The organism is Lentzea aerocolonigenes (genome assembly GCF_000974445.1).
Classification (GTDB): Bacteria; Actinomycetota; Actinomycetes; order Mycobacteriales; family Pseudonocardiaceae; genus Lentzea; species Lentzea aerocolonigenes.
Genome location: NZ_BBOJ01000004.1, coordinates 219,418 through 239,124, shown reverse-complemented (window position 1 = coordinate 239,124; position 19,707 = coordinate 219,418). Strand labels below are relative to the sequence as shown.

At 69.6% G+C, this 19,707-nt stretch carries 19 protein-coding genes; 12 read left to right on the top strand and 7 right to left on the bottom strand.

Features of this window, described 5'->3' with window-relative positions; translation table 11 throughout:
• Positions 1-16 precede the first annotated feature (16 nt).
• Positions 17-1,945 carry an asparagine synthase (glutamine-hydrolyzing) gene (gene asnB / locus AOM45_RS09410; RefSeq protein ID WP_030465024.1) on the bottom strand — a complete coding sequence of 643 codons (1,929 nt, stop codon included), beginning with the start codon at positions 1,943-1,945 and terminating at the stop codon, positions 17-19.
• A 182-nt stretch (positions 1,946-2,127) separates the two neighbouring features.
• Here asnB and ctaC point away from each other — a divergent pair, with 182 nt between their 5' ends.
• Together ctaC and AOM45_RS09400 are read left to right on the top strand one after the other, a co-directional pair.
• Positions 2,128-3,060 carry an aa3-type cytochrome oxidase subunit II gene (gene ctaC / locus AOM45_RS09405; RefSeq protein ID WP_030465023.1) on the top strand — a complete coding sequence of 311 codons (933 nt, stop codon included), beginning with the start codon at positions 2,128-2,130 and terminating at the stop codon, positions 3,058-3,060.
• A 14-nt stretch (positions 3,061-3,074) separates the two neighbouring features.
• A complete protein-coding gene (locus AOM45_RS09400) occupies positions 3,075-3,491 on the top strand; it encodes a cytochrome c oxidase subunit 4 (protein WP_030465022.1) in 417 nt (138 codons plus the stop codon).
• A gap of 193 nt (positions 3,492-3,684) precedes the next feature.
• Here AOM45_RS09400 and AOM45_RS09395 read toward each other — a convergent pair whose 3' ends face one another.
• Entirely contained in the window at positions 3,685-4,380 is a 696-nt protein-coding gene (locus AOM45_RS09395; protein WP_030465021.1) for a lysophospholipid acyltransferase family protein, read from the bottom strand.
• 248 nt (positions 4,381-4,628) lie between these two features.
• Here AOM45_RS09395 and AOM45_RS09390 point away from each other — a divergent pair, with 248 nt between their 5' ends.
• The gene (locus AOM45_RS09390; RefSeq protein WP_162185596.1) at positions 4,629-5,663 is read left to right on the top strand and encodes a pentapeptide repeat-containing protein; all 1,035 of its coding nucleotides are present in this window, start codon (positions 4,629-4,631) and stop codon (positions 5,661-5,663) included.
• Here AOM45_RS09390 and trpD read toward each other — a convergent pair.
• From trpD to AOM45_RS09375, 3 genes are all read right to left on the bottom strand, one after another.
• The gene (trpD, locus tag AOM45_RS09385) at positions 5,653-6,696 is read right to left on the bottom strand and encodes an anthranilate phosphoribosyltransferase (protein ID WP_030465019.1); all 1,044 of its coding nucleotides are present in this window, start codon (positions 6,694-6,696) and stop codon (positions 5,653-5,655) included. The genes AOM45_RS09390 and trpD overlap by 11 nt on opposite strands.
• 6 nt (positions 6,697-6,702) lie before the next feature.
• Positions 6,703-7,113 (bottom strand): hypothetical protein, encoded by a 411-nt coding sequence (locus tag AOM45_RS09380; RefSeq protein WP_030465018.1) that lies wholly within the window; start codon positions 7,111-7,113, stop codon positions 6,703-6,705.
• Between the two features lie 65 nt (positions 7,114-7,178).
• Complete coding sequence (locus AOM45_RS09375; protein WP_030465017.1) at positions 7,179-7,592, bottom strand: hypothetical protein; 414 nt, start codon at positions 7,590-7,592, stop codon at positions 7,179-7,181.
• A 93-nt stretch (positions 7,593-7,685) separates the two neighbouring features.
• Between AOM45_RS09375 and ctaE the strand changes: the two genes are divergently transcribed.
• From ctaE to qcrB, 4 genes are all read left to right on the top strand, one after another.
• The gene (ctaE, locus tag AOM45_RS09370) at positions 7,686-8,297 is read left to right on the top strand and encodes an aa3-type cytochrome oxidase subunit III (protein WP_030465016.1); all 612 of its coding nucleotides are present in this window, start codon (positions 7,686-7,688) and stop codon (positions 8,295-8,297) included.
• Positions 8,298-8,358: 61 nt separating this feature from the next.
• On the top strand, positions 8,359-9,171 hold the full coding sequence (gene qcrC / locus AOM45_RS09365; RefSeq protein ID WP_030465015.1) for a cytochrome bc1 complex diheme cytochrome c subunit: 813 nt from the start codon (positions 8,359-8,361) through the stop codon (positions 9,169-9,171).
• Positions 9,168-10,292 carry a cytochrome bc1 complex Rieske iron-sulfur subunit gene (gene qcrA / locus AOM45_RS09360; protein WP_030465014.1) on the top strand — a complete coding sequence of 375 codons (1,125 nt, stop codon included), beginning with the start codon at positions 9,168-9,170 and terminating at the stop codon, positions 10,290-10,292. The genes qcrC and qcrA overlap by 4 nt, the downstream gene beginning before the upstream one ends.
• Positions 10,289-11,953: a cytochrome bc1 complex cytochrome b subunit gene (gene qcrB / locus AOM45_RS09355; RefSeq protein WP_030465013.1), complete on the top strand. Its 1,665-nt coding sequence runs from the start codon at positions 10,289-10,291 to the stop codon at positions 11,951-11,953. The genes qcrA and qcrB overlap by 4 nt, the downstream gene beginning before the upstream one ends.
• Before the next feature lie 62 nt (positions 11,954-12,015).
• Here the strand turns inward: qcrB and AOM45_RS09350 are convergent, their stop codons facing one another.
• Positions 12,016-12,303: an Lrp/AsnC family transcriptional regulator gene (locus AOM45_RS09350; RefSeq protein WP_030465012.1), complete on the bottom strand. Its 288-nt coding sequence runs from the start codon at positions 12,301-12,303 to the stop codon at positions 12,016-12,018.
• Between the two features lie 139 nt (positions 12,304-12,442).
• On the opposite strand from AOM45_RS09350, the gene AOM45_RS09345 reads away from it, so the two are divergent.
• Positions 12,443-13,240 (top strand): dioxygenase family protein, encoded by a 798-nt coding sequence (locus AOM45_RS09345; RefSeq protein WP_051782720.1) that lies wholly within the window; start codon positions 12,443-12,445, stop codon positions 13,238-13,240.
• Positions 13,241-13,511: 271 nt separating this feature from the next.
• Here the strand turns inward: AOM45_RS09345 and AOM45_RS09340 are convergent, their stop codons facing one another.
• Positions 13,512-15,212, bottom strand: a complete 1,701-nt coding sequence (locus tag AOM45_RS09340) for a DEDD exonuclease domain-containing protein (protein ID WP_030465010.1) — start codon at positions 15,210-15,212, stop codon at positions 13,512-13,514.
• 183 nt (positions 15,213-15,395) lie between these two features.
• On the opposite strand from AOM45_RS09340, the gene AOM45_RS09335 reads away from it, so the two are divergent.
• The 4 genes from AOM45_RS09335 to AOM45_RS09320 all read left to right on the top strand — a co-directional run bounded on the left by AOM45_RS09335 (position 15,396) and on the right by AOM45_RS09320 (position 19,688).
• Positions 15,396-16,727, top strand: coding sequence for an NYN domain-containing protein (locus AOM45_RS09335; protein WP_051782718.1), 1,332 nt, complete (start codon positions 15,396-15,398; stop codon positions 16,725-16,727).
• 64 nt (positions 16,728-16,791) lie between these two features.
• Complete coding sequence (locus tag AOM45_RS09330; protein WP_035908850.1) at positions 16,792-17,796, top strand: C40 family peptidase; 1,005 nt, start codon at positions 16,792-16,794, stop codon at positions 17,794-17,796.
• A gap of 10 nt (positions 17,797-17,806) precedes the next feature.
• Positions 17,807-18,574, top strand: a complete 768-nt coding sequence (locus tag AOM45_RS09325) for a hypothetical protein (RefSeq protein WP_051782717.1) — start codon at positions 17,807-17,809, stop codon at positions 18,572-18,574.
• Between the two features lie 10 nt (positions 18,575-18,584).
• Entirely contained in the window at positions 18,585-19,688 is a 1,104-nt protein-coding gene (locus AOM45_RS09320) for a glycosyltransferase family 4 protein (protein WP_030465006.1), read from the top strand.
• Positions 19,689-19,707 lie beyond the last annotated feature (19 nt).

Sequence of the window (19,707 nt, the reverse complement as noted above, 5' to 3'; positions counted from 1 at the left end):
AAGAGGGGCCCGTCAACTACAGCTTGACCGGGTAGTGCGGCTCCGGCACCACCGGCTGGATCCGGCCCTCGACGAAGATGCCGTGCCAGATCATGAACACCAGCAGCGCCCAGATGCGGCGGCTGTGGTCCAGCACCCCGGAGCGGTGCTCCTCGATCAGCCGCAGCACCGCGTTCTTGTCGATGTACTGGTCCGTCTGCGACGCGCGCACGACGTCGACCGCCCAGTCGTGCATCTCGTCCTTGAGCCAGTGCCGGATCGGCACCGGGAAGCCGAGCTTGCGGCGGTTCAGCACGTGCGCCGGCACGATGTCGCGGATCGCCTTGCGCAACGCGAACTTCGTCGTGTCCGGCGTGATCTTCAGCTCGCTCGGGATCTGCGAGGCGATCTTGAAGACCTCGGGGTCCAGGAACGGGACGCGCAGCTCCAGCGAGTTCGCCATGGTCATCTTGTCGGCCTTGACCAGGATGTCGCCGCGCAGCCACGTGAACAGGTCGACGTGCTGCATGCGCGTCACCGGGTCCCAGTTCTGCGACTCCCGGTACGGCTGGGCCGTGACGTCCATGTGCGACACGTTCGAGTCGTACGTGCGCAGCACCTGGCGCAGGTGGTCGTCCAGGAAGATCCGCGCGTTGCCGTAGTAGCGCTCCTCCAGCGTGAGCGCGCCACGACGCAGCAGGTCCTTGCCGCGCACGCCGTGCGGGATCTTCGTCGAGACCTTGCCCATCGCCTTGCGCAGCGCGCCCGGCACCTTCTCGAACGCCGACAGCGACAACGGCTCGCGGTAGATCGTGTACCCGCCGAACAGCTCGTCCGCGCCCTCACCGGACAGGACGACCTTCACGTGCTGACGCGCCTCACGGGCGATGAACCACAACGGCACCAGCGCCGGGTCGGCCACCGGGTCGTCGAGGTACCAGGTGATCAGCGGCAGGGAGTCCATCATCTCCTGCGCGCTGACCGTGCGGACGACGTGCTTCACGCCGATCAGCGCCGCCGACTCCGCGGCCACGTCGACCTCGGAGAAGCCCTGCCGCTCGAAGCCCGTCGTGAACGTGATCAGGTCCGGGTTGTGCTCCTTGGCGAGCGCCGCGACCACCGTCGAGTCGATGCCGCCGGACAGGAACGAGCCGACCGTCACGTCCGCGCGCATGTGCTTCGCGACCGAGTCGCGCAGCGCCGCCGTGATCTCGTCGTAGAGCGCGTCCGCCTCCGCCTCGCTGCGGACCGTGCGCACCTTGAAGTGCGCGGGGAAGTAGCGCTCGAACGCGGGCTCGCCGCCCGGCTCCATCGTGAACGAGTGGCCGGACTCCACGCGGAAGATCTGGTCGTGCAGGGAGGCTGGCTCCGGCACGTACTGGAGCGTGAGGTAGTGCTGCAGGCCCCTGACGTTCATCTTCGGCTCGATGCCGAGCGTCGGGGCGATCTCCAGCAGGATCTTCTTCTCACTGGAGAACGCGACGCCCCTCGGGCCGTTCGCGTAGTACAGCGGCTTGATGCCGAACGGGTCCCTGCCGCCGAACACGATGCCGCGCTCGGAGTCCCAGATCATGAAGGCGAACATGCCGCGCAGGCGCGTGATCGCCGCGGGGCCGAAGTAGTGGTACGCGGCGACGATCGTCTCGGTGTCGCCGTCGGTGTGGAAGACAGCCCCGTGCTTCTCGGTGAGCTCGGCGCGCAGCTCCAGGTAGTTGTAGATCTCGCCGTTGAAGTTGATCGTGTACCGGCTCGGCGACTCGGGAGGTCCCCAGGTCAGCGGCTGGTGGGAGTGCTCGATGTCGATGATGGCGAGGCGGTTGAAGCCGAACACGACCTCGTCGACCCGCCGGGTGCCGCTCTCGTCGGGGCCGCGGTGCCGCATGCAGCGCAGCGCGGCCTCCACAGCCGGGCGTGCGCTCTCGGCCTCGTTCTCGCTAGGGCAAACAAGTCCTGCCAGGCCGCACAAAGGTCTCGCACCTCACAAGAAATACGACGGGGGAAGACCTCAGTATGCCGAAGCGGCTCTGTGTGACCGAAACTGCACCGCAGCGGCGGTGCCCCCAAGGGGTGAGCGCCGTTGCGCTGGGCTACGCTCCCGCTTGATCCGTTGGCACGGCCAGATGTTGTGAACGAGGAGGCGGGCGAGCAGTGGGCCTGAAGGAGGGCACCAGGGCATCCCGGCTGGCGAAGACCGCCGGGCTGGTCGGCCTGGTCGGTATCGGGGCCACCGGTTGCTCCACGGACGAGGTGCTGCGCTTCGGCTGGCCGGTGGCCGTCACGCCGCAGGCCGAGAGGATGCGCGAGCTCTGGACCTGGTCCGTGATCGCCGCGCTCGTCGTCGGCGTCATCGTGTGGGGCCTGATCCTGTGGTCGGTGGTGTTCCACCGCAAGAAGTCGGAGGAGCTGCCGCGTCAGACGGCGTACAACCTCCCGCTGGAGATCGTGCTCATCGTCGTGCCGACGGTGATCGTGGCGGTGTTGTTCTACTTCACCGCCGTCACGCAGAACTACGTCACGGACAAGTCGGGCAAGCCCGACGTGAACGTCGACGTCATCGCGTTCCAGTGGAACTGGGAGTTCCAGTACCCGGAGCACAAGACCGAGGACGGCAAGGCGGTCAGCACGGTCGGCACCTCGGGCGAGGTCCCGATCCTGGTGCTGCCGGCGCACAAGCGCATCCAGTTCACGCTGCGCTCGACCGACGTCATCCACTCCTTCTTCGTGCCGGAGTTCCACTTCAAGCGCGATGTCTTCCCGCAGCCGGAGAAGAACAACCAGGACAACGTCTTCCAGATCGACCAGATCGACCGTCCCGGTGCGTTCGTCGGCCGTTGCGCCGAGCTCTGCGGCTCGTACCACGCGGTGATGAACTTCGAGGTCAGGGCCCTGAACGAGGCCGACTTCGACAAGTACATCGAGCTCCGCAAGGAGATCAACTCCAAGACGGGCAAGCCGTACACCACGGCCGAGGCGCTCTCGCAGGTCAACTGTGGCGAGCTGTGCACGCCGCTGGCCACCAAGACCACCCCGTTCAACACCGACCGGACGGCCCGTGAGGCCTCCGGCGCGGGTCAGAAGTAGGGACACGCCCCGCGATGAAGATCGAAGCTCGCGTATTCGACCTGGTGATGGGTTTCTCGTTCCTGATGGCCGCTGTGTACGGCTACTGGACGCACGCGGCGACCGGCCACGTCGAGCCCACCGGCACGGTGGCGCTCGCGCTGACCGGTGGTCTGGCCCTCATCTCCGGCACCTACTTCCGGTTCGTCGCCCGCCGCATCGAGGTGCGGCCGGAGGACAACCCGGAGGCCGAGGTCTCCGACGGCGCCGGTGAGCTGGGCTTCTTCAGCCCCGGTTCGTACTGGCCGGTCGGCCTCGCCGCCGCGGCGGCGACCGCAGGTGTCGCGGTGGCGTTCTGGCACGTGTGGCTGCTCGTGATCGCCATCATCCTGGTGCTGATCATGGTCGGCGGCCTGGTGTTCGAGTACCACACCGGACCCAACCACGACTGATATCCCGTATATCGGATATCGCTTCGAGGCCCCTCTCCCACGCGGAGAGGGGCCTCGGTCGTTTCTGCGTCTGTCTCTGGGTGGTGATATCCAGCATGTGATACATCGCATACTGGATATCAGTCAGGCACAGAAAAAGGCCCCTCCCGTCGGGGAGGGGCCTGTCTCAGGTCCTACGAGCGCGGCGGAAGCCTCACGCGGCGGCGGTCACCTTCTCGGCAACCTTCACTGGCGTCTTCTGGTACGCGTCGACGTACTCCTGACCGCTCAGGTCCAGGATGCGGTAGATGATCTCGTCGGTGACGCTGCGCAGCACCGGCAGCGACTCCTGCATGCCGTCGTAGCGGCTGAAGTCGAGCGGCTCGCCGAAGCGGACCGTCACCGGGACGATCTTCGGGAACTTGCTGCCGACCGGCTGCACCTTGTCCGTGCCGATGATGCCGACGGGCACGACCGGCGCCCCGGACTCGAGCGCCATGCGGGCAACGCCCGTGCGGCCGCGGTGCAGCTTGCCGTCGAGCGAGCGGGTGCCCTCCGGGTAGATCGCGAAAGCCTCGCCGCGACCGAGGATCTCGGCTGCCGTGTCGAGCGCGGCACGGGCGTCACGCCCCTTGCCGCGGTGCACCGGCACGTGACCGAGAGATGAGAAGAACCAGCGCGACAGCGAGCCCTTCACGCCGGTGCCGGTGAAGTACTCCGCCTTCGCGAGGAACGACACGCGACGCGGCACGACCATCGGGATCACGACGCTGTCGATGAAGCTGAGGTGGTTGGCCGCCAGGATGACGGGGCCGTCGGTGGGGATGTTCTCCAGACCGTCCACCACCGGGCGGTAGACAAGACGGGCTGCGCGCGCGACGACATGCTTCATCACCGGGTAGAGGACCATGCCTCCAGCATTCCAGGTGGCGATTGCTGTCGCGTTACCACGTGGTGCGCATCTCCGGGCCATCACTCGCACGGACTACACCGATGCAGCGGTCGTGCGAGCACCGTCACGCGGCGACGACGACGCGTGACGAAAGGGAGCGGCAGCAGGGGCCCGCAGCCGATCATTCGGCTCCGCACGTGGTGGACGGCCCTCAGATCAGGATCACGGTCTCGGTTCCGGTGAGTCTCCGGACGAAACTCCGTGCCGTGTCCCGCACCGCCGCGTCCCGCACGCCCGGCGCGCCGGCCGCCGATCACGCCCGCGCCGTCGACCAGCTCGGGTCGGACAGCGCGACCGTGCGACTGGGCGGGCTGCGGTCGCTCGAGAGGCTCGCCCGGGACCACCCGGCGGACCGCCAGCGGGTGGCCGACCAGCTGTGCGACTACCTGCGCCTGCCGTCCGACGACCACCCCCGGCCCGGCCACGAGCGAGAGGTCCGGCTCGTCGCCCAGCGAGTGCTCGCGGCACTGCTGCGAACCGGGACCCAGGACGTGTCGATCGACCTCACCGGCGCGGTCCTGACCGACCTGGACCTCGAGGAGTGCCAGATCGGCGCCGCGAAGTTCGAGCGCGCGGTGTTCGTCGGCAGGACGTCGTTCGACCAGGCCGTTCTCGGGGACGTGACGTTCGACGGCGCCCGGTTCGAGACCAACGCGTCCTTCGGCCACACGCGGTTCACGACGTTCGCGCAGTTCATCGAGACCCGGTTCGACGGCGACGCCTGGTTCCTCGGCGCGGAGTTCGCCTCGCACGTGTGGTTCGACCGAGCCAGGTTCGCGGGTCATGTGCGTTTCGGCTGCACGAAGTTCAGGGGCAAGTCCATCTTCATCGAGACGGACTTCGCGGGGCACGCCCAGTTCGGCAGCGCCGAGTTCGGCTGCTGCAGCTTCGGCGAGGCGAGGTTCGGCGGCGTCGCCAACTTCGGACTGGCGCAGTTCACCGGTGACGTCCGCTTCACGGGCACGCGGTTCGACGACGTGGCGTGGTTCGACGGAGCGAGGTTCCACACGAACAGCACGGTCTTCGAGGATGCGACCTTCGCGTCCTTCGCCCGGATGCACGACGTGTGGGCGAACTCGCACCAGCGATCCGGGCAGTACGAGCCCTCGTGGCCGCCCGGCTGGCTGGTCGACGTCGCGGGCGGGGCGAACGGCTGGGCGCGGGTCGTGCCCGCGCCCGCGGTCCTGCCCAGCCCTCGGAGAGCCAGCCCCGGAGAGCCAGCCTGGAGACCTAGCCCTTGAGAGCCGCTGAGAGCTCCACCCAGCGGCTCAGCAACGTCGCCGCCTTGCCCGAGTCGACCGCGTCGGCCGCACGGCCCAGCGCGGCCGTCAGGTCGGCGTGCAGGTCGCCGGAGAACCCGCCGTGCGCCGCGATGGCCCCGGCGGCGTTCACGAGCACCGCGTCGCGCACCGAGCCGGTCTTGCCTGCCACGAGATCACGGACCACCTGGGCGTTGACGGACGCGTCGCCGCCCTTCAGGTCCTCCTCACGCGCGGGCTTCACGCCGAGCACGGCCGGGTCGATGGTCTCCGTGCGCACCTCGCCGTCCTGGGCGAGCCACGCGGACGTCGTCGTGGTCGTGGTGATCTCGTCGAGGCCGTCGTCGCCCCTGACCACCAGCGCGGTGTTGCCGCGTCGCGCGAACACGCCGGCGATCAGCGGGGCCGCGGCGGCCCGAGCGCACCCGATGAGGCCCACGGTGGGCTGGGCGGGGTTCGTCAGCGGGCCGAGCAGGTTGAACGAGGTCGGGATGCCGATCTCGCGCCGCACCGGGCCCGCGTGCCGGAAGCCGGGGTGGAACACCGGTGCGAAGCAGAAGCCGATGCCCAGCTCGCGCACGGTCTGCTGCACGCCCTCCGGCGGCAGGTCGATGGCGACGCCGAGCGCCTCCAGCACGTCCGCCGTGCCGCACTGCGACGACGCCGCCCGGTTGCCGTGCTTCACCACGGGCACGCCCGCGGCGGCCGTGACGATCGCGGCCATCGTCGAAATGTTCACCGAACCGGAATGGTCGCCGCCGGTGCCCACGATGTCGGTCGCCCGCACGTCCACCGTGAAGCGGCGCGCGTGGTTGAGCATCATCGTGGCGAGGCCGTCGATCTCCTCCGGCGTCTCGCCTTTGGCCCGCAGCGCGACGATGAACGCCGCCACCTGCGCCGGGGTCGCCTCGCCGGACATCACCCTGTCCATGCCCCAGGCGGTGTCGTCAGCGGTCAGGTCGACGCCGTCGAGCAGTCTGTTGAGCAGGGACGGCCAGGTGCGCTCAGTCGGCATCGGCGATCAGCCCTTGACGACGGGCAACGCCGAGCCCCGCAGCACCTCTGCCACGGTCTCGGCGGCGGCCAGCGGGTCGAGCGGGTGCACCAGCACGGCGTCGGCCTGGGACCAGGTCGCGAGCCACCTGTCGTCCTTGCGGCGCACCGCCACGACGACGGGCGGGCAGTTCGTGATCTCGTCCTTGAGCTGGCGGGACAGGCCCATGCCACCGGTCGGCTGCGCCTCGCCGTCGAGAATCAGCAGGTCGACGGTGCCGTTGTCCACCTCGTAGAGGACGTCGGCGATCGCTCCGGCCTCGACGAAGTCGACGCGCGGCAGGTCCGGCGCGGGACGGCGGCCGACCGCAGTGATGATCGTCTCACGCACCTCGGGCCGGTGGCTGAACACCAGGATCTTCGTGGTCTGCGTGCTCATCTCTGGATCCTCCGCTGCGACGCCGACTGCGGTCCTCGGGAAAAGTGACCAAGGTCGCCGCGATGCTATCGGGCCGCCGCGGGCCGTGGTTGAAGGGCGTCCCACCCCAGTGCCTCACCGCCGAGCCGTTGCGCCAGGGAGGCCATCCGCGACCGCTCCTGGGCGCAGTGCAGCGCGTCCAGCTTCTGCACCCGACTGATATGCGATATATCACCTGCGACGACCACCCAGCCGTCCGGAGTCAGCAGCTCTCGCGCACGTTCTACCTGGTCAGCGGGGATGCGGACGTGGTGCCGGAGCACTGCGGGCTCGTCCGCGCGCCACTGCGGGGACCGCGCCAGAGCGGCCGAATCGGCCTCCGCGATGTCGAACGCCTCGACGACCACGACGAGGCCGGGGTCGTCGATCGACAGCACCGGCTCGTCCTGTCGATCCAGGAGTTTCGACAGCATGTCCCGCAATCGGCCCAGCAAACCCATCCGTTGATCTCCTCGCGATCACCTGCTGTGTGACCCAGCCGACCCATGATCTGCCCAGGACCCGATGGGCGGACGGAAATAGCGCAGGCAATAATGCTGCGCGTGACCACGGCAGCGCCTTCAATCGGCCAGCGCGTGCACTCGCTGAACCGCCCGAACATGGTCAGCGTCGGCACGATCGTCTGGCTGTCCAGCGAGCTCATGTTCTTCGCTGGCCTCTTCGCCATGTTCTTCACGGTGAAGGCCCAGAACGACACGGGGCATTGGCCTCCAGCGCCCACTGAGCTCAACGTCCCCTATGCGTCGTTCTTCACGATCATCCTGGTGGCGTCGTCCTTCACGTGCCAGTGGGGCGTGTTCGCGGCGGAGCGGGGTGACGTCTTCGGTCTGCGTCGCTGGTACATCGTGACGCTGATCATGGGCGCGATCTTCGTCGGCGGCCAGGCAGGTGAGTACTACCACCTGGTCCACGAGGGAACGACCATCCCGTCCTCGGCGTACGGGACGGTCTTCTACCTGACGACGGGCTTCCACGGCCTGCACGTCATCGGCGGTCTGATCGCGTTCGTCTACCTGTTGATCCGGACGAAGCTCAGCAAGTTCACGCCGGCACAGGCCACCTCGGCGATCGTCGTGTCGTACTACTGGCACTTCGTCGACGTCGTGTGGATCGGCCTGTTCGCCGTCATCTACATCGTGCCCTGACCTAGTCAGCACACAGCAAAGCCACGAGCTCCCGAACTGACAGCAAGGGTTGCCGCACACCATGACCACCACTACGAAACGCCCTCGCGGCGCCCGCACGAAGCTGCGCCGCCGGGTCGCCGGCCTGCTCGCGCTGGGCTTCGCCCTGCTGAGCGCGGGCATGCTGTTCGCTGCGTTCGCGCCCCAGGCGCAGACCGCCAACGCGCAGCAGCAGGACGCGCTGGTCCGCCAGGGCGAGCAGATCTACCTCAACACCTGCCTGAGCTGCCACGGCAGCTCCCTCGAGGGCGTCAAGGACCGCGGGCCGAGCCTGATCGGCGTCGGTGACGCCGCGGTCTACTTCCAGACTTCCTCCGGCCGCATGCCCATGGCGCGGCAGGAGGCGCAGGCCATCCGCAAGCCGTCGAAGCTCTCCCCCGAGGAGATCAACGCGCTGATGGCCTACATCACCGCGAACGGCGGCGAGGGCCCGAAGAAGCCCTCCGAGTCCGGTGAGGCCCTGCGCGGCGACAACCCGGCGCGCGGCGGCGAGCTCTTCCGCCTCAACTGCGCCAGCTGCCACAACTTCACGGGCCGTGGTGGCGCGCTGTCGTCCGGCAAGTTCGCGCCGACGCTCGACGGCGTGACCGAGGAGCAGATCTACACGGCGATGCTGACCGGCCCGCAGAACATGCCGAAGTTCGGCGAGCGCCAGCTCACGCCGGAAGAGAAGAAAGACATCATCGCGTACGTCAAGTCGGTCACCGACGGAAACAACAACTCCGGCGGTAACCCCCTGGGCGGGTTCGGACCCGTCTCCGAGGGATTGATCGCGTTCATCGTGGGTATCGCCGCGCTCATCGGCGTGACCCTCTGGATCGGAGCCAAGGCATGAGCGGCGACAAGCCGGTCGAGCTGCCCACCGAGGCAGAGCTCGCGGAGATGAGCCGGGACGACCTCGTCAAGCTCGGCACGAAGATGGACGGCGTCGAGCTCGTCCACTACGAGGAGAAGTGGCCGGTTCCCGGCACCCGCGCCGAGCGTCGCGCTCAGCGGGTCGTCGCGCTGTGGTTCATGATCTCCGCGCTGTCGGGTCTGGCGTTCCTCGGCGTGTTCCTGTTCTGGCCGTGGCAGTACGAGGCCCCGCACACCGACGGCCACCTGCTGCACATGCTCTACAACCCGCTGATCGGCCTGTTCCTGGGCCTGTCCGTGGTGGGCCTGGGCGTGGGCGCGCTGCTCTACACCAAGAAGTTCATCCCGGACGAGCTCGCGGTGCAGCAGCGCCACGACGGCCCGTCGGCCGAGGTCGACCGCGCCACGCTGGTCGCGGAGCTCGCCGACGCCGGTGAGCGCAGCGGCATCGCCCGCCGCAGCCTGATCAAGCGCACCGCCGGCCTCGGCGCCGGCGTGCTGGGTCTGGGCGTGGCGGCCGTCCCGCTGGGCGCGCTCATCAAGAACCCGCACTCGGACAGCGAGACCAAGAACTCGCTGTGGCACACCGGCTGGAAGGCCGAAAAGGGCGAGAAGGTCTACCTCCGCCGCCACACCGGCAACTTCCACGAGGTCTCGCTGGTGCGTCCCGAGGACGTCGAGCCCGGCGGTTTCGAGACGGTGTTCCCGTTCCGGGAGTCCGAGCGCAACGACGAGCACGCCCTGGTCGCGGCCCTCAAGCGGGCCGACGCGCCGGTCATGCTCATCCGCATGCGCCCGAACCAGGCGATCACCAAGCGCGCCGGCCAGGAAGACTTCAACTACGGCGACCTGTACGCCTACTCGAAGATCTGCACGCACCTGGGTTGCCCGACGTCGCTGTTCGAGCAGCAGACCGGTCTGCTGCTCTGCCCGTGCCACCAGTCGCAGTTCGACGTGTTCGAGTACGCCAAGCCGCGGTTCGGCCCGGCGACCCGTCCTCTTCCCCAGCTACCGATCACTGTGGACGAAGAGGGATACTTGGTTGCCCGCAGCGACTTCATCGAGGCTGTGGGTCCGGCGTTCTGGGAGCGGAAGTCATGAGTGCCATCACCACGCCGACGAAGCCGGCCAACGCGGCCGCGCGCGTCGCCGGAGCGGCGGCCAACGCTGCCGACGAGCGCTACCACGCAGCCTCTGGCCTGCGCAAACAGCTGAACAAGGTCTTCCCGACGCACTGGTCGTTCCTGCTCGGTGAGATCGCGCTCTACAGCTTCATCGTGTTGTTGCTGTCGGGCACGTACCTCGCCCTGTTCTTCGACCCGTCGATGACCGAGGTCACCTACAACGGTGCCTTCGAGAACCTGCGCGGCATCGAGATGTCGCGTGCGTTCGCCTCGACGCTCGACATCTCGTTCGAGACGCGCGGTGGCCTGTTCGTCCGCCAGGTGCACCACTGGGCGGCGCTGCTGTTCATGGCCGCGATCGTCGTGCACATGTTCCGGATCTTCTTCACCGGCGCGTTCCGCAAGCCGCGTGAGATCAACTGGGTCATCGGCATCGTGCTGTTCATGCTCGGCGCGATCGAGGGCTTCCTCGGCTACTCGCTGCCGGACGACCTGCTCTCGGGCACCGGCCTCCGCGTCATGGCGGCGCTGCTGATCTCGTTCCCGGTCATCGGCACGTGGCTGAACTGGCTGATGTTCGGCGGGGAGTTCCCCGGCACGGACATCATCCCGATGCTCTACACCGCCCACATCCTGCTGATCCCGGCGATCATCCTCGGCCTGATCGCGGCGCACCTCGCGCTGGTCTGGTACCAGAAGCACACGCAGTTCCCGGGCGTGGGCCGCAAGGAGACCAACGTCGTCGGCGTCCGCATCATGCCGGTGTTCGCCGCGAAGGGCGGCGGCTTCTTCGCCATCGTCGTCGGTGTCATCGCGATCATGGGTGGCGTCTTCCAGATCAACCCGATCTGGAACTTCGGCCCGTACAACCCCGCGCAGGTCTCCGCCGGCTCGCAGCCCGACTGGTACATGGGCTGGACCGACGGCCTGGTCCGCATCTGGCCCGCGTGGGAGTTCTACCTGGGCAACTACACGATCCCGGCGCCGTTCCTGCCGTTCATCCTCGGTCTGCCGCTGCTGACCGGCATCGCGGCGGTCTACCCGTGGATCGAGCGCAAGATGACCAAGGACTACGCGCACCACAACCTGCTGCAGCGCCCGCGTGACGTGCCCGTCCGCACCGCGCTCGGCTGGATGGCGATCACGTACTTCATGGTTCTGCTGCTCATGGGCGGCAACGACATCTTCGCGTACAAGTTCGACATCTCGTTGAACCTGACGACGTGGATGGGCCGCATCGGCATGCTGATCCTGCCGCCGATCGCGTACTTCGTGGCCTACCGCATCTGCATCGGCCTGCAGCGCGGTGACCGCGAGGTGCTGGAGCACGGTGTCGAGACCGGCATCATCAAGCGCCTGCCGCACGGCGAGTTCATCGAGATCCACCAGCCGCTCGGCCCGGTGGACGACCACGGCCACCCGCTGCCCCTGGCCTACCAGGGCGCGTCGGTGCCGAAGAAGATGAACAAGCTCGGCTCGGCCGGTCACCCGGTCCCGGGCAGCACGTGGTCGCCGGACCCGGTCGAGGAGACCGTGGCCCTGGAGAACGCGCGCAAGAAGGCGCACGCGTCCGAGGAGATCAGCGCCGAGGACAAGGCCGGCGAGCTCGCGGGCAAGCCGTCCGACCCGAAGGCCTGACCTTCAGCTGAGACAAGCGAAAGGCCCCCGTGAACTCACGGGGGCCTTTCGCTGTTCGGTGCCTACTGGGCGTCGTCCAGGCCGATCGAGAAAGCCGCCTCGTCGTCGCGCTTCGAGTAGCTGCGGAACGCGATGTGCGTGTCGGTGTTCAGCACGCCAGCGACCTTGCTGATCTTGCCGGGCACCAGCGCGGCGAGATCCTCGTGCTTGCTGACCCGCACGAGCGCGATCAGGTCGACGTCACCGGCGCAGGAGTACACCTCCGTGACTCCGTCGATGTCGGCGATCTCCTGCGCCGCCTCGGGAATGCGTTCGGCAGCGGCCTGGATCAGCACGATGGCGGTGACCACGGCGTCCTCCTCGGATCTGTGCACGGGTGGCTCGAGCATCCGTAGGTTCCCACAGCTCGGCCACAGCCTCCGCACGGGTCACGCACAAGCTCGCTCATTACGTTCCGTCGTCACCTGTTCCCGAACAGTGAGGAATGTGATGGACAACGACGATGAGCTCGTCGGCCGCGTGTTGGGCCGGCGGCAGGCTCTCGCGATTCTCGGCATGTCCGGCGTCGCGCTCGCGGTCGGTTCGACCGGTGTCGCCGCCGCTGAACCCGCCGACTGCGTGGACTGCGTCGTCAGGCCGGAGATGACGGAGGGCCCGTACTACGTCGACGACCGGCTGAACCGCTCCGACATCCGCCAGGACACGTCGAACGGCGTGATGTCCGAGGGGACCACGCTGACGCTGGCCCTGCGGGTGCTGCAGGTCGCCGACGGCCGGTGCACGCCTCTGAAGGACGCGGTGGTCGACATCTGGCACTGCGACGCGGCGGGCCTCTACTCCGACGTGCCGAGGGAGGGCACGGACGGGCGCAACTTCCTCCGCGGCTACCAGGTGAGCGACCGGGCGGGGTGGGCGCGGTTCACCACGGTCCTGCCCGGCTGGTACCGCGGGCGCACCGTCCACATCCACCTGAAGATCCAGACGAGCGGTGCGGACGGCAACCCGTACGAGTTCACCTCGCAGCTCTACTTCACCGAGGAGTTCAAGGCGGGCTATCTGGCCGTGGCGCCGTACGCGGCCAAGGGCGCACCGGACACGACCAACGCGCAGGACGGCATCTACAGCGCCGATGGTGTCGGTGACCAGATGCTGCTGCGGCCTGCGCGACGTGGGCGCGGGTATGCGGCGACGTTCACCGTCGGGCTCGATCTTTCCGACACCGAGGTGGGTGGTGACGACGCCATGACCGGACCGGGAGGCCCTGGCGGTCCGCCGCCGGTGGCGTGATGGACCGGGCGCGGGTCTCATGGGCCCGCGCCCGTTGCGGTTTCAGCGGTCGGCCGGGTGCTCGTTCGCGCCACGGCACGCGCGTCGCCGGTGGCCTGGCGTGATTCCTGGCACGGGTGAAGGCCAGTTTCCTGCCTGCGGCCACGGCCCACGGCACCCACGAGGCTGGTGGCCTGACGGAGCGCCCGGCACGGGCCACGCGCCAGGTTTGCCGGTGGCCACAGCATCTCGCTCGCATCACGGCCACGCGCCGCCGGTGGCCCGACGAGCCTCAGTTCCAGCGGTCGTGAAGCGGGCGCGCGCCCGCCGCCTGTTCCGCCCACGGCACCCACGCCGCCGCGGCTCCGGCGGGCGAGGACCAGGGTTCGTCCGCGTACACCAGGCGCGTGCCCGGCTGGTCGAGCCAGCGCAGCACCACCCCCGTCTCCTCCGGTGGCGCACCCCGCAGCGGACCGGCCGTCGGCAGGACCGTTTCCGCCGAGGCGACGAGCGCGTCGACCACCGGCATCGGACGGGTGCCGCGGCGGGCGACACCGGCCGAGGCCAGGCGGCCGTAGCGCACCACCGAGAACTCCCAGCCGCCCTCTCGGTCCGGGCGGGCGGCCACGAGCTGGGGCAGTGCGGCGAGGGCGGCCAGGCGCTGGGCGCGGTCCAGTGACCGGACCAGGCCGGCCAGGCGGTCGCGTCGCCGCGCCGCCTCCTCGAAGCGCTCGGCCGACGCCAGGCCGCCGAGCTGGGTGATGAGGGTGCGTAACGGGTCGGCGCTGCGGCCGACGACCAGATCGCGCACCGCGACGACCGCGGGGGCGTACTCCTCGACCGTCTGCCTGCCCGCGCACGGTGCCTGGCAGCGGCCCAGCTCGGCCAGCGCGCAGGGCGAGGCCCGCTGGTTCGTCGCCGGGATCTTGATCGTGCACGAGCGCAGCGGCACGGCGTCGAGCAGCGCGTCGGCCACCGACTCGGCGGCCTGACGGGTGCGGAACGGGCCCAGCGCGCCGTCACGCGGGGTTCTGACCAGCGACAGTCGCGGGAACGGCTCGTCGGTCAGCACCAGCCACCACGCGTGGTGCGGGTTCTTCGACCTCCTGTTGTACGCGGGCCGGTGCGCGCGGAGCAGCCGCAGCTCACGCACCTCGGCCTCCAGCGGGTGGGCGCACTCGACGGCGTCGACGCGCACCGCGAGCGCCACCATCTCCCGCAGCCTGCGTCTGCCCTCGCTGGCGGTGAAGTACTGCCGCACACGACGTCTCAGGTCCGAGGCCGTGCCGACGTAGAGGACCTCCTCCTTCGGGCCGCGGAACAGGTACACGCCCGGCGTGGACGGCAGGTGGGCGGCGAGCGACCGCTTGCGGCGCTGTTCCGGCGTCACCTCCGGCAGGTACGCCAGCAGCTCCTCCAGCGAGTGCACGCCGACGTTGCCGACGCGCTCCAGCAACGCGTGCAGCACCTCGACCGTCGCACGCGCGTCGGCCAGTGCGCGGTGCGTCGGGCGGGTCGACGTGTGGAACAGGTCCGACAGTGCCGACAGCCGGCACGACGGCGCCTCGTCGCGGCTCAGGACGCGGCGCGCCAGCTTCACCGTGCACACCACCGGCGGCTTCGGCCACCGGTACCCGTGCCGCTCGCAGGCCGCCTTCATGAAGCTGATGTCGAAGCCCGAGTTGTGCGCCACCAGCACCGCCCCGGCCGCGAACTCCAGGAACGCGGGCAGCACCGTCTCCAGCCTCGGCGCGCCCGTCACCATCAGCTGCGTGATCCCGGTCAGCTGAGCCACCTGCGGCGGGATGCCGCGCTCGGGGTCGACGAGCGTCGCGAACTCGCCGAGCACCTCGCCGCCGCGCACCTTCACCGCGCCGATCTCGGTGATGGCGTCCTCGTCGTTGCTGCCACCCGTCGTCTCCAGGTCGAAGACGACGAAAGTGGTGTCGCGCAGAGGCGTCCCGAGTTCGTCGAAGGACAGTTGTCCGGTCACGCGGCTGACGTTAGCGACGGGGTCTGACAATTTTCGGAGGTGATCTCCGCGGCCCTGCTGACCTGCGGTTGCTCCATTGGTGTGGTGGACGGGTGATCTTTTCCAGATCGTTGTTCCGGAGGGCGGAGATGTCCGTGCGCTGCTCAGGTGCGGGGGCTCTAGCCTGTGGGGGTGCCAGACCCGATGCCCGAGCCCGAGTTCGACGAGCCTGCCGAGGAGGCAGGCGAGTCCGCTGTGGACTGGTCGGCCCTGCCGGAGCCGTTGCGGGTGAGACTGGCCGAGCTGGGCGCGGACGCCCTGGGCGAGATGGCGAAGGTCGACGTGCCCCAGCACCTGCGCCCGGTGGCGAAGTTCGCCCCGACCAAACGTGCCAGGCTGGGTGGCCCGCAGGTCGTGGCCGGTCTGCGGGACTCGGCGAACTTCCGCACCGCCGTCGTCGAGTGGCTGCGCAAGAACCGGCCCTCCACGCTGGAGGTGACCTCGCCGGACCCGGTGACGGCGGCCGCGGCGGCGGTGCTGACCGGTGACGAGGTCGCCCCGCACTACGTGGAGCTGGTGTCGCGGCGGGTCGGCGACGCGACGCTGCGGGCCGAGCGGGACGCCGCGGTGGTGCGCGCGGAACGGCTGGAGAGCGAGCTGGAGCGGCTGCGGTCCGAGCGCAGCCAGCTCGACGGTGCCGCCGAACGCGTCCGCGCGGATGCCGAGATCGAGCTGGAACGCCTGCGCAAGCGGTTGCGCGAGCAGGGCGTGAAGCTGCGCGAGGCCAAGGACGCCGCGGAGGCCGCAGCCGCCGCGGCGGACAAGATCCAGGAACGCGCCGCGGAGGAGGTCAAGCGCCTCACCGCCGAGCGCGACCGCGAGCGGGAACGGGCGGAGACCGAGCGGGGCAAGGCGCAACGGGCGATCGCGGACGCCGAGGTGGCCCGCCAGTCCGCGCGGGAGGCTCGGCAGGCGGACGAGGTGCGGCTCGCGCTGCTCGTGGACACTCTTGACGGCGCCGTCACGGGCCTGCGCCGGGAGCTCGCCCTCGGCGGAACCGGGCCGCGTCCGGCCGACCTCGTGCGGGGCGCCAGCGCGTCGCAGGGGGCCGTGGGCCGAGTGGAGGACCCGGCGGCACTGGACCGACTGCTGGCGTTGCCGGCGGTGCACCTGGTGGTGGACGGCTACAACGTCACGAAGACCGGCTATCCGGAACTGTCGTTGTCGGACCAGCGCGACCGGCTCGTGCATCAGCTGGCGGTGCTGGCCGCACGCACGGGTGCCGAAGTGACGTTGGTGTTCGACGGCGCGGGGGTGGTCGCTGTGCCCGCAGCGGCCCCTCGTGGCGTGCGTGTGCTTTTCAGCGACCCCGGTGTTCTGGCTGATGACGTGATCCGCGCGCTGGTCACCGCAGAGCCAGAAGGGCGCCCTGTGGTGGTGGTGACGTCGGACCGCGCCGTTGCGGACTCGGTGCGTCGTCGCGGTGCGCACCCGGTGCCGTCCGCCGTGTTGCTGGCCCGTCTCGGGCGCGTTTGATCACCCGGTAGCCTGACGCCGTCGATCTTGACGGTCTTGTTCTGGCGAAGGGGATCGGCGGCTCATGTCGCGCAAGCTCACCCGTGGTGTCGTCGTTGTCGTGCTGCTCTTCTCGGCCATGCCGGCCGTGTCCTTAGCAGCGCAACCGGCTGATCCGGCGCGCGCGTACGCCGAGCTGACGGCCCAGGCGACGAAGCTCAACGAGGAAGTCCTGCGAGCGCAGGAGGATCTGGTCCAGCGACGCGCCGAGCTCGAACGCGCGAACGTCACCGTCGGGGCAGCGCAGCAGATCGAACGGCAGGCCAAAGCCGACGAGTTCGAGTTCCGCGGCCAGGTCGACCTCATCACCCAGGCGTCGTTCGAGGGCGCGCGGTTCAACCAGCTGTCGGCACTGCTCGTGGCGGACTCGCAGCAGGACTTCCTCATCCGCCTGGAGATGATGCGGATGCTGGCCGCCGACAGGGCCGAGTCGCTGGCGCGGCTCTCCGGTGCGGTGGAGAAGGCCCGTCAGGCGCATCAGGTGGCGGAGACCGCGCGCGCCCGTGCCGCCGAGGCCACCACGGCTGCCGAGAAGCTCAAGGCCGACCTGGACGGACGGAACCAGGCGTTGCAGGCGCAGATCGCGGACGTGCGGACCGCCTTGGCGCGCCTGCCCGCCCCCGTCGTGACGAAGCTGCGCGATCCGGGCGACCGCTCGCCGGTCAGCGTGCCCGCCGGTACCGCGGGGCTGGCGCTGGCGTTCGCGTTGGCGCACCGCGGCGACGAGTACAGGTACGGCGCCACCGGCCCCGACCAGTGGGACTGCGCCGGCTTGACGATGAAGGCCTACGCGGCGGCCGGAGTCACGATCCCCCGCACGTCCGGTGGACAGGCCGGCGTCGGACGCGTGGTGTCGCGCGGCGACGTCCGTGCGGGCGATCTGATCGTCTACTACTCGAGCCGGTCACACGTCGCCATGGCGGTCGACAACGCGAGGGCGGTGCACGCCTCGACGGAGGGCCAACCGGTGAAGATCGCCCCGATCGACGCCATCGGTCCCATCGCGGTGATTCGGCGCATCGAGGGCTAGCGTTGCGCCGGTGAAGCACCTCCGGACGTTGCTGGCGGTCACGGTCGCCATGACGTTCCTGCTGGGCCTGACCGTTGCAATGCGACCTGTTGAGTTGCAGCCGACGGAAACTCGTCGTTGCAAAGAGGCTGTTCAGACGGTTGCGGCGGGCACGGTGACCAGCAGCACCTGCGACGGTGAGCTCGCGGCGCGGGTGTCGCGGCTGCTCGACGGATCGGTGCACGACGTCGCCGATATATTGGATATCAGCTGGGTGAAGCGGGTCGACGTCGTCGTTCCGGCGTCGGACGCCGAGCTCGTGTCGCTCGTCGGACCGGCGTTCGCGGACATGGCCGGGATCGCGATCCGGGACGGGGCGGGGCAGCGCGTGGTCCTCAACCGGACGCGTGCGGCGCCGTTGTCGGAGATCGAGCTGCGGTTGCTGCTGCGGCACGAGATCACGCACGTCGCGACGCGGGACCTGACCTCGGACTCGGCCCCGCTGTGGCTCGTGGAGGGGTTCGCGGACTGGGTGGCGTTCCACGGGCTCGGGCTGTCGCTGCGCCAGGCCGCGCCGTTGCTCACCGCCGACGTCTCCGCGCTGCCCGCGGACTTCGGTGGTCCCGGTCGCGACCTGGCCTACCAGCAGGCGTACTCGATCATGGTCTACCTCGAGTCGCGGCTGGGGGAGCGCGGTGTCGTGGACTTCTTCCTCAAGCACGCGTCGATGTCCGTTGTGGAGCCCGGCACCGTCGACGTGGCGGGCTGGCGCGAGTTCCTGCGGTCGAGCATCGGATAGCGTTGGGTTCGTGCGCCGAACCTTGCTGGTGACCAACGACTTCCCGCCGCGCCCCGGCGGCATCCAGTCCTACCTGCACGCGTTGGCCACACGGCTGCCCGCGGACTCGCTCGTCGTGTACGCGCCGAAGTGGAAGGGCGCCGAGGAGTTCGACGCCGCGCAGCCGTTCCCCGTGGTGCGGCATCCCACGTCGCTGATGCTGCCGACGCCGGACGTCCTCGCGCGCGCCCGCGACATCGCGCGCGCCGAGTCGTGTGAGGCCGCGTGGTTCGGGGCCGCGGCGCCGCTCGCGTTGCTGGCGCCGTCGCTCGGGCTCAGCCGCGCGGTGGCGTGCACGCACGGGCACGAGGTCGGCTGGTCGATGCTGCCGGTCGCGCGGCAGGCGTTGCGGGCCATCGGGTCCGGTGTGGACGTCGTGACGTACGTGAGCCGCTACACCCGCTCGCGGTTCGCGGCGGCGTTCGGGCCGATGGCGGCGCTGGAACACCTTCCGTCCGGTGTGGACACCGACCTGTACCGCCCGGATCCCGCCGCGCGCGCCGAGATCCGGCGGAGGTACGGGCTCGGCGACCGGCCGGTGGTCGTGTGCGTGTCACGGCTGGTGCCGCGCAAGGGCCAGGACGTCCTGATCCGCGCGTTGCCGCTGATCCAGCGGTCGGTGCCGGACGCCGCGCTGCTGATCGTCGGCGGCGGGCCGTACCGGAAGACGCTGGAGAGGCTCGCCGACGGCAACCGCGACGTCGTGCTGACCGGCTCGGTGCCGTGGGAGGAGCTGCCCGCGCACTACAACGCCGGTGACGTCTTCGCGATGCCGTGCCGCACCCGAGGTCGTGGCCTCGACGTCGAAGGGCTCGGCATCGTCTACCTGGAGGCCTCGGCGACGGGACTGCCCGTGGTCGCGGGACGGTCCGGCGGCGCCCCGGAGACGGTGCTGAACGGCATCACGGGCAACGTGGTCGACGGCCGTGAGGTCACCGACGTCGCCGACAGGGTCGCCGCCCTGCTCGCCGATCCCGAGATGGCCGCCAAGACGGGGCGCGCCGGCCGGGAGTGGGTGAGCGAGAACTGGCGGTGGGACCAGCTCGCGCACCGCCTCGAAGGCCTCATCGGCTGATACCGACTGATATCCGATA